Source organism: Roseixanthobacter psychrophilus, assembly GCF_043195195.1.
Lineage (GTDB): Bacteria > Pseudomonadota > Alphaproteobacteria > Rhizobiales > Xanthobacteraceae > NCEH01.
Genome location: NZ_JBAFWT010000012.1, coordinates 23,920 through 37,284, shown reverse-complemented (window position 1 = coordinate 37,284; position 13,365 = coordinate 23,920). Strand labels below are relative to the sequence as shown.

At 68.6% G+C, this 13,365-nt stretch carries 12 protein-coding genes; 6 read left to right on the top strand and 6 right to left on the bottom strand.

The features are described from left to right. Positions 1-14 precede the first annotated feature (14 nt). Positions 15-527 carry a hypothetical protein gene (locus V5F77_RS12955; RefSeq protein ID WP_429005769.1) on the top strand — a complete coding sequence of 171 codons (513 nt, stop codon included), beginning with the start codon at positions 15-17 and terminating at the stop codon, positions 525-527. Positions 528-536: 9 nt separating this feature from the next. On the opposite strand, the gene V5F77_RS12950 is transcribed toward V5F77_RS12955, so the two are convergent. Beyond that, a complete protein-coding gene (locus tag V5F77_RS12950; protein ID WP_429005768.1) occupies positions 537-1,166 on the bottom strand; it encodes a 2-hydroxychromene-2-carboxylate isomerase in 630 nt (209 codons plus the stop codon). Between the two features lie 105 nt (positions 1,167-1,271). Between V5F77_RS12950 and V5F77_RS12945 the strand changes: the two genes are divergently transcribed. From V5F77_RS12945 to V5F77_RS12935, 3 genes are all read left to right on the top strand, one after another. Then, positions 1,272-2,093 carry a phosphatase PAP2 family protein gene (locus tag V5F77_RS12945; protein ID WP_429005856.1) on the top strand — a complete coding sequence of 274 codons (822 nt, stop codon included), beginning with the start codon at positions 1,272-1,274 and terminating at the stop codon, positions 2,091-2,093. Positions 2,094-2,132: 39 nt separating this feature from the next. Beyond that, complete coding sequence (locus V5F77_RS12940; protein WP_429005767.1) at positions 2,133-3,359, top strand: argininosuccinate synthase; 1,227 nt, start codon at positions 2,133-2,135, stop codon at positions 3,357-3,359. Positions 3,360-3,423: 64 nt separating this feature from the next. Beyond that, positions 3,424-4,062, top strand: a complete 639-nt coding sequence (locus V5F77_RS12935; RefSeq protein ID WP_429005766.1) for an MBL fold metallo-hydrolase — start codon at positions 3,424-3,426, stop codon at positions 4,060-4,062. 30 nt (positions 4,063-4,092) lie between these two features. Here the strand turns inward: V5F77_RS12935 and V5F77_RS12930 are convergent, their stop codons facing one another. Then, entirely contained in the window at positions 4,093-5,790 is a 1,698-nt protein-coding gene (locus V5F77_RS12930) for a sensor domain-containing diguanylate cyclase (RefSeq protein WP_429005765.1), read from the bottom strand. Positions 5,791-5,972: 182 nt separating this feature from the next. On the opposite strand from V5F77_RS12930, the gene V5F77_RS12925 reads away from it, so the two are divergent. Further along, on the top strand, positions 5,973-6,419 hold the full coding sequence (locus tag V5F77_RS12925; protein ID WP_429005764.1) for a MarR family winged helix-turn-helix transcriptional regulator: 447 nt from the start codon (positions 5,973-5,975) through the stop codon (positions 6,417-6,419). After that, positions 6,416-7,726 carry a multidrug effflux MFS transporter gene (locus tag V5F77_RS12920; RefSeq protein WP_429005763.1) on the top strand — a complete coding sequence of 437 codons (1,311 nt, stop codon included), beginning with the start codon at positions 6,416-6,418 and terminating at the stop codon, positions 7,724-7,726. Before V5F77_RS12925 ends, V5F77_RS12920 begins: the two co-directional genes overlap by 4 nt. 39 nt (positions 7,727-7,765) lie before the next feature. Here the strand turns inward: V5F77_RS12920 and V5F77_RS12915 are convergent, their stop codons facing one another. From V5F77_RS12915 to V5F77_RS12900, 4 genes are all read right to left on the bottom strand, one after another. Then, positions 7,766-9,112 carry a DUF3422 family protein gene (locus V5F77_RS12915; protein ID WP_429005762.1) on the bottom strand — a complete coding sequence of 449 codons (1,347 nt, stop codon included), beginning with the start codon at positions 9,110-9,112 and terminating at the stop codon, positions 7,766-7,768. Between the two features lie 187 nt (positions 9,113-9,299). Further along, positions 9,300-9,923 (bottom strand): histidine phosphatase family protein, encoded by a 624-nt coding sequence (locus V5F77_RS12910; RefSeq protein ID WP_429005761.1) that lies wholly within the window; start codon positions 9,921-9,923, stop codon positions 9,300-9,302. Positions 9,924-10,086: 163 nt separating this feature from the next. Further along, positions 10,087-12,648, bottom strand: a complete 2,562-nt coding sequence (locus V5F77_RS12905; protein ID WP_429005760.1) for an ABC transporter permease — start codon at positions 12,646-12,648, stop codon at positions 10,087-10,089. Continuing rightward, the gene (locus V5F77_RS12900) at positions 12,645-13,358 is read right to left on the bottom strand and encodes an ABC transporter ATP-binding protein (protein WP_429005759.1); all 714 of its coding nucleotides are present in this window, start codon (positions 13,356-13,358) and stop codon (positions 12,645-12,647) included. The genes V5F77_RS12905 and V5F77_RS12900 overlap by 4 nt, the downstream gene beginning before the upstream one ends. Positions 13,359-13,365: the final 7 nt, after the last annotated feature.

Here is a 13,365-nt window from a genome sequence, read left to right as displayed (position 1 = left end):
GGCCCCGCGCCCCCATGGATTCCTTCTTCCGTCTCCTGTTGCGATTGATTCTCGTGCCGGCCGGCTATGTCGCCGCCATTTGCGCGGGCACGGCGGTGATCCTGTTCGGGCAATGGCGCATCGGCACCTTGTTCGCCGGCGCCACGGAAAGCCCGGACACGTTCGTGGTGCTGGTGGATGCCCTGTTCACCGCCAGCTTTCTGGTGGTGTTCCTGGTCTCCACCATGTGGCTGGTCGGGGCCATCGGCGTGCTGTTCTCGGAATTGTTCGCCGTGCGCTCCTGGATCTTCCACGTGGCGAACGGGGCCGTCTCGGCCTTCCTCGGCGCCCAGGTCTTCCCCGGCCTGAGCGGCGAGCAAGCGCCGGTGGCGGACCCGTTCTACATCCTCGCGGCCGGCCTTGCGGGCGGGCTCGCCTATTGGCTCATCGCGGGCTGGAGCGCGGGCTTCTGGAAGCCCATGCTGCTCTCATCGCGCCGCACGCCGCTTCCCCCGCCGCCCCCCACAGCAGCACCCCCGCAAGCCTGAAGCTCCGCCCTACCGGGCAGCGGCACGCGGTGCGCGCGCCAGTTCCACGGCGTGGTCGAGCGCCATTTCCAGCCGATCATTGCCCCAGAACACTTCCTTGTCCGCCGTCACGAACGTCGGGGCACCGAACACGCCGAGCGCCTGCGCCTCGTCCACGGTGGCGCGCAGCTTGTCCTTATTGGCCTGCGCCTCGGCCTGGTCGATCACCTCGTCGCAGAAATGGCCGAGGCCGGCGAGCACCTGGCGCACCACCGTCCGATCGGAAATGTCGCGCCCCTCGGCGAAGGCGGCGCGGAACAAGGCGCGCGTAAACGCCGGGCGAGACGCGTCGTTGAGGCGGGTCGCCACGCGCGCGCCGAGCAGGCCATTGACCGGAAAGCTGTCCGGCCGGGTCACCGGCGGGAGCCCGTAGCGCGCGGCGAGCCGGTCCAGGTCGCGCCACATATGCGCGCCCTTCAGCGGGTACACGTTGAACGGCGAAGTCGTATAGCCCTGGGCGGCGAAGATCGGCCCGAGCAGGAACGGCTTCCAGTCCACAAGCACGTGCGCTGCTTCCGCCAGCGGCGCGAGGCGGCTCGCGGCGAGATAGGAATAGGGCGAGGCGAAGTCGTAGTAGAAATCTAGCGTGGCCCTGGTCATCGGCCCCTCCTCAGGGTAAATCGGCGCAAGTTTGCTGCCGCGCCGGGCATCGCCGCAAGGGGCTGGATCAAACCGCGGAGAAAAGCAGGTGATCTGTTGAGGCTGGTGGTTTTCTTCGCCCTCGTGACCGGCGCGGCCGTGGCGATCCTGTTCACGGTGTTTCCGCAATGGGATCTCGCCATCACCGGCCAGTTCTGGGATGCCGGGACGCGCAGCTTCCAGATCGCCTCTTCGCCCGTGGCAAAGGCGCTGCGCAGCGCCGGCAACATCATTCCCTGGCTGTTCGCAGGGCCGGCCTTCGCCGCCCTCATCCTCAAGCTACTGTTTCCCAAGGCGCCCATGTTCATGTCGGCGCGGGCGGCGTTGTTCCTGGCGCTGACCATGGCGCTTGCCCCCGGCCTGCTGGTGAACGCCGTACTGAAGGAGCATTGGGGGCGTCCCCGCCCGGTGCATGTGGAAACCTTCGGCGGCAAGGACGTCTTCAGCCCCTGGTATTCCACCGACGGCACCTGCCCCGGCAATTGCTCCTTCGTGTCCGGCGAAGGTTCGCTCGGCTTCTGGATGCTGGCGCCCGCAAGCCTTGCCCCAGCGCCCTTGCGGCCCGTGGCGGTCGGGGCGGCACTGGCGTTCGGCATGGCGGCGGGCGGCCTGCGCATCGCCTTCGGCGGCCATTTCTTCACCGATACGGTATTTTCCGCTTTGCTGACGATCCTCGTGATCGTCGCGCTGCGCTGGCTGATCTACGACCGCAAGGGCGCGCCATCCACGGCGGCGACGGAGCGGGCCATCGGCAAGCTCGGCCTTGCGCTGAACACGCTCGCGCGGGCGCTGCTGGCTTCGCTGTGGTGGGTCGTGCGCACTGCGGCGCGCAAGATCCGCGCGGCGCTCGCCACCCTCCCCTTGCCATGGCGACGCTCCGGCCTATAGTCCGCGCGCTCTTCAAGACCCTGTATTTCGAGAGATAAGATGGCGCGCGACGTGAAGAAGGTGGTCCTGGCTTATTCCGGCGGCCTGGATACCTCGGTGATCCTGAAATGGCTCCAGACCACCTATGGCTGCGAGGTGGTGACCTTCACCGCCGATCTCGGCCAGGGCGAGGAACTCGCCCCCGCGCGCGAAAAGGCCCTGCTGCTGGGCATCAAGCCCGAGAACATCTTCATCGAGGACGTGCGCGAGGAATTCGTGCGCGACTACGTGTTCCCCATGTTCCGCGCCAATGCGGTCTATGAGGGCCAGTATCTGCTCGGCACCTCCATCGCCCGCCCGCTGATCGCCAAGAAGCAGATCGAGATCGCCCGCAAGGTCGGCGCCGACGCGGTGTCCCACGGCGCCACCGGCAAGGGCAACGACCAGGTGCGGTTCGAGCTGGCCTATTATGCGCTGGAGCCGGAAATCACCGTCATCGCGCCGTGGCGCGAATGGGATCTCACCTCCCGCACCCGGCTGCTGGAATTCGCCGAGAGCCACCAGATCCCGATCTCCAAGGACAAGCGCGGCGAGGCGCCGTTCTCGGTGGACGCGAACCTGCTGCACTCCTCCTCCGAGGGTAAGGTGCTGGAAGATCCGGCCGAGGACGCGCCGGAATATGTCTACCAGCGCACCATTTCCCCCGAGGCGGCGCCCGACAAGGCGACCCTCATCACCTTGGATTTCGAGAAGGGCGATCCGGTCGCCATCGATGGCGAGAAGCTCTCGCCCGCGAGCCTGCTGGCCAAGCTGAACGAACTCGGCCGGGCCAACGGCATCGGCCGGCTCGATCTGGTGGAGAACCGCTTCGTCGGCATGAAGTCGCGCGGCGTCTATGAGACCCCCGGCGGCACGATCCTGCTGGTGGCCCATCGCGGCATCGAGAGCATCACGCTCGATCGCGGCGCGGCGCACCTGAAGGACGAGCTGATGCCGCGCTATGCGGAGCTGATCTATAACGGCTTCTGGTTCGCCCCGGAGCGCGAGATGCTCCAGGCCGCCATCGACCATTCCCAGGCCTATGTCACCGGCCGCGTCACGCTGAAGCTCTACAAGGGCAATGTCACCGTGGTCGGCCGCGAGAGCCCCTATTCCCTGTACAATCAGGACCTCGTGACGTTCGAGGAGGGCGCCGTGGCCTATGACCATCGCGACGCGGCCGGCTTCATCAAGCTGAACGCCCTGCGCCTGCGCACGCTCGGCAGCCGGGCCCGCAAGACCTCCTGATCCCCCTCGCGCGGGCATCGGCCGACCGCCGGTGCCCGCGACACGTTTGCGTCCCGGAGCCTTCATGCAGCCGATCCAGATCGCGGTGGTGCCGGTCACCCCGTTCCAGCAGAATTGCTCGATCCTCTGGTGCACGGCCACCAACAAGGCCGCCGTGATCGATCCCGGCGGCGACCTGCCGCGCATTCGGGCGGCGCTGGCGGAGACCGGGGTCGAGGTGGAAAAGATCCTCCTCACCCACGGCCATTTCGACCATGCCGCCGGCGCGGCGGAGCTGGCGGAAAGCCTCGGCGTACCGATCGAGGGGCCGAACGCAGCCGACCAGTTCCTGCTGGACGCTGTGGCCGAGACGGCGGCGAAATATGATTTCGAGGGCCGCGCCGTGACCCCGGACCGCTATCTCAGCGAAGGCGATAAGGTGCAGGTGGGCGACGTGAAGCTGGATGTGCTGCAGGTGCCCGGCCACACGCCGGGCCATGTGGTGTTCGTCCACGCGCCGTCCAACGTCGCGATCGTCGGCGATACCTTGTTCAAGGGCTCGGTCGGCCGTACCGACTTCTCCTATGGCAATTCAGCCCAGCTCATCGAGGGCATCGTAACCAAGCTGCTGCCGCTGGGCGATGGCATGGTGTGTCTGCCCGGCCATGGCGCTGTGACCAGCATCGGCGAGGAACGCGCGACAAACCCCTTCCTGCCGCGCTGAGCGGGCCGCGCGCGGCCCTCGCGCGCCCGATCAGGCGGCGCGCGAGCCCGGCTTGCGATCCGCCACGGCGACCCGGTTGCGACCGGAATTCTTGGCCTCATAGAGGCCGAGGTCGGCGCGTTCGATCACCTCGTCCACATCCCGGTCGCCGGGCTGCGCCAGAGCCGCGCCGAAACTGACGGTGACGGCGATCTCCTGGCCCTCGAAGCTGACGCAGTTGGAGCCGATGGCTGAACGCATGCGCTCGGCGAGCGCGACCATGCCGGCACGGTCCACGCTAAGCAGCAGCACCACGAATTCCTCGCCGCCGAAGCGCGCGACCCGGTCGTGCTGGCGCAAGGCGGCCCCTATGGATTCGGCGACATGGCGGATCACCGCATCGCCTGCCGCATGGCCGTAGGTATCGTTCACAACCTTGAAGTGATCGATGTCCGCCATCAGGATGCCCAGCCCGTCGCTGGTGCGCGTGCCGCTCAGGGCGGCGTCGGCCACGGTGAGGAAGGACCGGCGGTTGAGCAGGCCGGTCAGCGGGTCGGTATCGGCGAGTTGGCGCAGCTCCGCCATGTCCTGCTGATATTGCTGCTCCGACAGGGTGAAGCGCTGCTCCACCGATCCCAGGCGCCGGAGCAGGGCGCGCAGGGCAGCGGACAATTGCATCACCTCCAGGCTGCCGCGCTGATGCGGGAAGTTGGTGGCGCGCGGATCGCGGCCGATCTCGGAGGCCTTGCCGGTGAGCACCGACAAGGGCGCGGCGATGCGGCGAGAGAGCCAATAGGCGCTGAGGAAGCTCACGGGCAGGGCCAGGAGCCCGATGCCGAGGATGGTCAGGCCGAGCTGTTTCGCATCGGCGAATGCGACCGCGGCAAGCTGGCGCGCGGCGACGATCCAGCCCGGCGCGGGATAATCGCCGCCGCCCGTCACCGCATACCCGGTCAGCATGCGCTCGCCGTCGCTGGTGTCGACAAACGCGCCGCGGCCCTGCGTCTTCATCCGCGTGACCACATCGGCGGGAAACGGATGCGTCCCCACCGGCCCGCCGGCGAGGAGGTTCCCGTCATCACCCAGCAGCCAGACGTGCACCGCCTCTCCATGAACGGAGGTGCCGCGTTGGATCGCACCCCAATCGATCCCGAGATGCGCAGCCAGGGCCCCGAGCAGGCGATTGTCGGCGGAATAGACGGGGACCGAAATGGTCACGAACCGGATGGCGTCCTTCAGCGGCTTCAGCCCGAGCGCCGCGCCGAGCACCCCGGCCGCTTCCACATCCGCGATTGCGGGGGCGCCGAGGCCGTTGCGGAACCAGTCGTGCGAGGCGACCGACGCGCCTTCCAGGCGGGCCCCGGTCGCCGCCCGAACGATGCCGCCGGGATCGACGAAGCCGATCCAGTTGAATTGGGGTGAAGTCGCCCTGAGCTGCTCGAAAATCTCGCGCGCTTCGCGCGGGTCGGCTTCCCAGGCGCCCGCCAGTGCCCGCATCCGGGCAAGCTGGACGACATCGCTGTAGCGCTCCGAAATCTCGAGGTCCAGGCGCTGCGCCAAGGCCTTGGCGCTGGACGCCATCTCTTCCTTGACGTGCGTGATGATGCCGCTCTGGCTGAGACTGGCAGCGACGAACGCAACCGCAGAAAGGGTGATGAGACCGACGACCGCCATGGCGGTCGACATTTGCTGTCCCACTGTCATGCGGTCTTCGAAATGATGCAGCCGCTGGCGCAACCGAGCAAACACGGTGCTTTGTCCTTGCCCTTGTTATCTTGCGGTCGCCGCCGGATCGGCAGCGCGTCCGACCCAAATCTGCGCCCGCGCTCCCTTTGCTCAAAGTTAAAGCCTTTCTTCCGGCTCGGTTCCACAATTCATTCGCGCCGCGCCCCCTAGATCGTAAGGCTGACTTATATTATGTAGACCGTACTATGCCTGAAACGCCTCTTGGCTTCCTGCTCGTGGACGCCGCCCGCCTGTATCGCGCCAACATCGACCGCGCCTTCGAGCAGACCGGCCTTGGCCTGACTGCGGGCGAGGCGCGCACCATGGCCTATGTCAACCTGCATCCCGGCCTGCGGCAGACCGCGCTGGCGGTGCGCATGAATGTCGAGCCCATGACCCTGGTGGGCTTCCTCGACAAGCTGGAAGCCCAGGGCCTGATCTCCCGGACCACCGACCCCAGCGACCGCCGCGCCAAAACCGTCAATCTCACGCCGGCCGCGGACGCCATGCTGCGGGAAGTGCTCGCCGCGGGGGCCCGCGTGCGGGAAGGCGCGCTCGCCGGATTGTCCGAGGCCGAGAAGGACATCTTCCGCAAGGCGCTCGAACAGGTCCGCGCCAATCTCTGCCTGTCCGCGAAGGATGATGCGCAATGACCCCCGTCATGTCGCAGACCCGCACGGCCGTCATCGGCGCGCTGATCATCGTGATCGGCCCGCTTTCCATGTCGCTCTACACCCCCGCCCTGCCCGCCCTGGTGCATGCGTTCAACTCGACGCCGTCGGCCATGAAGCTGACCCTGAGCGTGTATTTTTGCGGCTTCGCCTTCTCTCAATTGCTCTGCGGCCCGCTTTCCGATGCGTTCGGACGGCGCCCGGTCGCGCTCGGCTTCTTCACCGTCTATGTCGCCGGCAGCCTGGTCGCCGCCTTTGCGCCCGACATGGTGTGGCTGGTGGCGGGGCGCGGGCTCCAGGGGATCGGGGTGGCCGCCGGCCCCGCCATCGCGCGCGCCATCGTGCGCGACCAGTTCACCGGGCAAGCCTCGGCCCGCATCCTCAATTTGATCGGCACCATGCTGGCCATCGGCCCGGCGCTCGCGCCGACGGTGGGCGGGGCGATCCTGGTCACGCTCGGCTGGCACCCCATCTTCTTCGTGATGGTGGCCTATGGCGTGCTCGTGCTGGCGCTGCTCGGCTTCGCGGTTCCCGAAACCAACCAGCAGCCCGATCCCGCCCAGGCGCGGCCGGCGCGGGTGTTCGCGAACTACCGCACCTTGCTGGTGAACCGCAGCTTCATGCGCATGAGCTTACTGATCGGCTTCACGCTGGGCGGCATCTATACGCTCGCCGCCATCCTGCCGTTCGTGCTGATCGAGACCATCGGCCTCTCGCCGACCGAGTTCGGTTTAGCCATGATCTGTCAGACCGGCGCCTTTATGTTCGGCACCATCGTCGCCGGACGGCTGATGAAGAAGATCGACGCGGTGCGCCTCATTCCGGTCGGTCTCGGCTGCACGCTGGTGGCCGCATGCGGCCTCATCGTGGTGCCGCAACTGGTTCCCCACGCGTTTCTCGGCGTGATGGGACCGGTCGCCGTCTGGGCATTCGGCGTCGCGTTTCTGCTGCCGGGCAGCACCACCGTCGGGCTCGCGGGGTTTCCCACGATGGCCGGCTCAGCCGCCGCGCTGATGGGCTTCATGCAGATCGGCGGCGGCTTCGTCGGCTCGCTGGTGGCCAGCATGTTCGGCGATCCCGCCGTCGCGCTCATGCTGGTGGTTCCGGGCATGGCGACCATCGCCCTAATCAGCTTCCTGCTCCTGCGCCCCCGGCACGGCGCTGTGGAACCGGCCGCCTCATCCGCCACGCTGGATGAGGGCGATCTGGAAATCGCCACCGATCCCGCCGGCCTGGTGGGCGCGGCGGGCGATGAGATCGAGACCCACATCTTCCGCAAATCCGCCTGAGGTGATCGGCGTCACGCGTGCAAGGTTACGCGTGCAAGGTCACTCGTGATCGTCGTGCAGCGAGCGGATGCGGCGCACCAGCGCCCACACCGAAAGCACCGCCACCGGCACCGCCAGGGCGGTGACGAGGCCCGGATCCAGGCTCAGCCCGACGGCAGCGTCGAGGTGCGCCTCGTGGATGCCCCCGGCCAGAAGATGGACCAAGCTGACCACATAATAGGAGATCGCCGCCACCGAGAGCCCTTCCACCGTGCGCTGCAGACGCAGTTGCAGGCGGGTGCGTTCGTTCATGGAGGTGAGCAGGTCGCGGTTCTGCTGCTCCAGTTCCACGTCCACGCGGGTGCGCAGAAGATCGGCGGCGCGGGCGAGCTTGGCGGAGATGTTGGACTGGCGCTCCTCCACCGACAGGCAGGTGCGCATGGCCGGCGCCATCCGCCGCTCCAGGAACTGGTGCCAGGTGGGGAAACCGGACACCGATTCCTCGCGGATGGTGGCGAGCCGCAGCCGCACGATCTCATAATAGGCCCGGCTCGCGCCGAAGCGGAACAGCGAGGCGGTCGCCCCGGCCTCCAGCTCGGCGGCGAGCGCCACCAATTCGTCCAGCAGCTTGTTGTTGGCGGCAAGTCCCTCGGAATGGCGCATCTCGTCGGTGGCCTGGGCGAGGCGGGCTTCGATCTTGCCGATCTGCGGGGCGAGGCGCTGGGCCTCCGGCAGGCCGAGCAGGGACAGCAGGCGATAGGTCTCGATCTCGAGCACACGCTGCACCAGCGCGCCCGCCCCCTCCGCCCCGAGCCCCCGGTCACGCACCAGGATGCGCACGAAGCCGGACGGATCGGGCTTGAAGTCGGTGACGATCTCGGCGGCGTTGTTCACCACGTCGGAGCGGGCAAGGCTTGCCCGGTCGAACACGGAATCAAGGTGCAGGTCTTCCGCCGTGTCGGTGACGAGATGCAGGTCCACCGCCACCAGCAGGGGACCGGGCGCGGGGATCTGGGTGAGCGGACCGGCCAGCGCCAGGGCGGGGGGGTGGAACGGCAGCACGCCGGGCAGAAGCTCGGTGGAGGGGAAATCCCAGGTGTAGGTGGAGAATTCGGCGTGGCTCTCCCAGCGCAGCGTCGCGCCGCCGAACGAGACGCGATGATGCTTGGCGCCGGGCGGCGGCCCTTGCACACCGCGCGACGCACACAGCTCGTTCACCGCCGCCCGCGCCGCCTGCGCATTCGCCGGATCGGTCAGGAAGGCCACGTGCAGGAAGCGGCGGGGGGTCTCCACCGGGAAGAACGGGCGCGCGTGCAACTCCCCGAGCACCGCCGCGCGCAGGGGATGGGCCTCCAGGATTTTCCCTTCGCCGATGCCGAGATCCGCCGAGCCCATTGTCGTCCCCATTTCAGATTCAAGCCGCGCGCCGCGCGAGCGGGTGTAACGCGCACGCGCGGCCGCAGCCCCGTCTCGGTTGCAGGCGCCAGAGCCGTGCTTGCATGGCGCCGGCCCGGTTTCAAGCGCGAGGGATGGTGCGGCGCGGCACGCCGGCCCCCGTCACGTCGCCTTCGGACCGTCCGATCCTGGCATTGCCTCAGCCCGCCGTCAGCCCTTGCAGATGGGCTGTGTCGTTGAGGCGCAGCAGCCGCGCCGACGTGCCGCTCCATGCGATGAGGTTCAGATTGCAGGGGTCCTGGGCGAACTTCCAATAGGACGAGAGCGGCTGGTCCAGCAGATGGGTCAGCAGCACCCGGTTGACGCTGTCGTGGCCGACCAGAACCACGGTCTCGCCCGCATGGGCCGCGCCGATCCGGCGCACCAGATCGGCGGCGCGCACCGCCAGATCCTGCAGGGATTCCCCGCCGGGAAACCGCATGAGCTGCGGCGCCGTGTGCCAGAGCGCGTAAAGATCCGGAAAGGCGGCCTTCGCCTCCTCATGGGTCTGCCATTGCCATTGGCCGTAATCGATGTCGCACAGGGCCTCGTCCGCCTCGCTCGCGATGCCGCAGGCGGCGGCGATGGCGGCGCCCGTGGCGATGCAGCGGCCGAGCGTGCTGGTATAGACCTTCACCGGCTTCCAGGTGGCGGCGATGCGCGCGGCCACGGCCTGCGCCTCCTGCTCCCCGAGCGGCGACAGGGCCACCTCCATGCGTCCGCGAAAGCGTTCCGGCGCGATGCCCGGCACATGGCCGTGGCGGGTGAGAAGGATGGTGGTCACGGACGCCTCGCGGTTTCCAGAATGGGACGGGAGCTTAAGGCCGATCGACGCGCAAACAGCAATGGCTTCCCCGTCTCCCCTCGTGGGGGAGGGGAATCGGTCGGCTGAGCTTAGCCGTGCGTCGTGGCGGCGGGGTGACTGCGCCGGATCGCCTTGGCCCGCGTCACAAATGCCGCAGCACCCGCACCGGCTTCTCGCTGAGCGCCCGCCAGGTGCCGAGCAACCCGAAGCCGAGCGTGAACACCAGGGCCAGCGCCATGGCGCCGGCCGCCGCGCCGGGGGCGAAGGAGAAGCCGATCTCCATCACCCGCGTCACCACCCCATAGGCGGCGAGCGAACCGGCGGCGATGGCGAACAGCGCCGTCACGAGCCCGAGCCCGGCATATTCGAGCCCATAGGCGAGGATCAGCCGGCCACGTGTCGCGCCGAGCGTCTTGAGGATCACCGCGTCATACACCCGGTGCTGATGCCCCGCCGCCAAGGCGCCCGCCAGGACCAGCACCGAGGTGAGCAGCGTCACCAGCGAGGCGATGCGGATGCCGAAGGCAAGGTCGCCGACCATCTTATTGGCCTGCTCCAGCGCCTCTTTCACGCGGATGGTGGTGATGGCAGGATAGGCCCGCGCCATGTCCCGCAGCAGGGGGATTTCGCGCGCGGCGTCGGCGCCCTCGGGAAAGGTCAGGGTGGCGAGCAAGGTGTGGGGCGCGCCGGCGAATGTCGCGGGCGAGAACACCATGACGAAATTGATGCCCAGCCGCTCCCATTTGATCTCCCGCAGATTGGAGATGCGGGCGCTGATCGCCCGGCCGAGCACGCTCACCGTCACCGTGTCGCCGAGCTTCAGCCCGAGCCCTTGCGCCAGCTTCTTGTCGAACGAGACCAGCGGCTCGGTTTCGTCCGGCCCCCACCATTGACCCTCCACCACCTTGGAGCCTTCCGGCACCTCGGCGGCGGTGGAGATGCCCCGGTCGCTCTGCAGCACCCAGGCGGCGTCGGCGGAGGGCTTGATCTGCTCGGCGGGCACGCCGTTGAGGGCAAGGATGCGCCCGCGCAGCATCGGCACGGCGCGATAGCTGGCGCCCGGCGCGCGCGCGGCGATGAAGCCGGCGAAGGCGTCCGCGTCGGCGCTTGGAACGTCCACGAAGAAGAAGCTCGGCGCCTTTTCCGACAGCGAGCCGGAAATCTCCTGCGTCAGGCTGCGGTCGATCAGGGCGATGGCGGTGAGCAACGAGAGGCCCAGCCCGAGCGACAGCACCACGGTGGGGGTGAGCGCGCCGGGCCGGTGGATATTGGCGAGCGCGAGCCGCGCCATGGTGTTGCGCGGGCGCGGCAGGCGCGCGGCGAGCGCCATGATGCCCATCGCCACAAGCCGCAGCAGGCCGAACACGCAGGCGGCCGCGCCGATGAAGATCAGGGCCGCGCGCTTGTCCTCCGCCGTGAGCACGGCAAGGGCGGCGAGCGCGACCATGGCGAGCGCGCACAGGCCGGCATAGAGCCACGGCGGACGACGGCGGCCCTGCCCCAGCGCATCGCGGAACAAGGTGGAGACCGGCGCCTCCTGCGCCCGCGCGAGCGGCCACAAGGTGAAGGCGAGCGTGACCAAGGCGCCATAGAGCGCCGCCATCAGTAGCGCCAGCGGGTCGAGATGCGGCGCCAGCGGAAACGGGATGAGGCTGGATATGGCGGCGGTGGCGACGAACGGCAGCGCCGCGCCGAGCACCAGGCCGATGGCGATGCCGATCGCCGCGAGGATCGCCACCTCGAAGAAATAGGTGCCGAAGATGGTGGCGCGGGTGGCGCCGAGCGCCTTCAAGGTCGCGATCACGGCGCGCTTGGTGGCAAGATGGCTCGCCACAGCATTGGCGACGCCGACGCCGCCCACCAGCAAGGCGGTGAGGCCAACGAGGGTCAGATACTGGCTGATGCGCCGGACATTGCGCTCCAATTGGGGAGAAGCCGCATCGCGGGTGCGCACCTCAAATCCGGCTTCTGGCGCCCCCTCGCGCACATGGGTCGTGAACGCATCGAGCGCGGCGGCGGAGGGATCGGCAAGCAGCACCCGATAGCTCCAGCGCACGAGGCTGCCGGGCTGGATCAATTGGGTCGCCGGCAAAGCGGCGGCCGAGACCAGGAGGCGCGGGCCGAAGCCGACGCCGGCCGAGAGGCGATCGGGCTCCGAGACCAGCACCGCGCGGATTTCGAAGCGCGCCTCGCCCACCGTGAGACGATCGCCGATCTTGAGCGCGAGGCGTGACATCAACGTCTCGTCCGCCAGCGCGCCGAACACGCCATCGCGCTGCGCCAGCAGATCGGCCAAAGGCGCGGCGGGGGCGGTCTCAACTTCGCCCACCATGGGATAGGTGGCATCCACCGCCTTCAATTCCACCAGGGTCGCATCGCCCCCCGCCGTGCGCGACATGGCGCGCAGGAACGCCACCTGCCCCACCTTGCCGCCGGCCTCCAGCAAGGCATGTTCCTTCGGGCTCGCCGCGCGCTGGATCAAGGTGAAGCCGGCATCGCCGCCGAGAATGGCCCGCCCCTCGCGCGCAAGACCGTCGGTGAGCGCACCGGCGAACGAGCCGATGCCGGCGATGGCCATCACGCCGAGCGCCAGGCAGCCAAGAAAGATGCCGAAGCCGCGCCGCGCACCGCGCAATTCACGCAGCGCCAGCCGCAAACTGACGGGAAGGCGGGAGAGCCTGCCCGTGACGTCACCCGCGCTCATGCCGGCACCGGCGCGACGGCGCTATCGGCCTCGATCCGCCCGGAGCGCAGACGCACGGTGCGCCCGCAACGCGCGGCCAGCGCTGCATCGTGGGTCACGAGCACCAGCGTGGTGCCGCGCGCCAGATGGGCGGCGAACAAAAGGTCCATGATCTGCTTGCCGGTGGCCTCGTCCAGATTGCCGGTCGGCTCGTCGGCCACCAGGATCGAGGGATGGGGCGCGAGTGCGCGGGCGACCGCCACGCGCTGCTGCTCGCCGCCCGACAATTGGGAGGGATAATGGGAGAGCCGGCCGCCCAGCCCCACCGCCTCCAATTCCGCCGCCGCGCGGGCGAAGGCATCGGCCCGGCCGGCGAGTTCCAGCGGAATAGCAACATTTTCCAGCGCCGTCATGGTGGGGATGAGGTGGAAGGATTGGAACACGATCCCCACATGTGCACCACGGAAGCGCGCAAGCGCATCCTCGCCGCGGCCCGTCAGCACCTCGCCGGCCACCCGCACTTCTCCGCCGTCCACCCGTTCGAGGCCCGCCATCACCATGAGCAAAGTCGACTTGCCAGACCCCGAAGGCCCGACCAGCCCCACGGTCTCGCCCGCGCCGATGGCAAGCGATACGCTCTTCAGCACATGCACCCGTGCCGCCCCGCTGCCGAGGGAGAGATCCACATCGGTCAGCGTGATGGCCGGCGCGGGAGAGGAGTGAGTATCCATGCGGTCT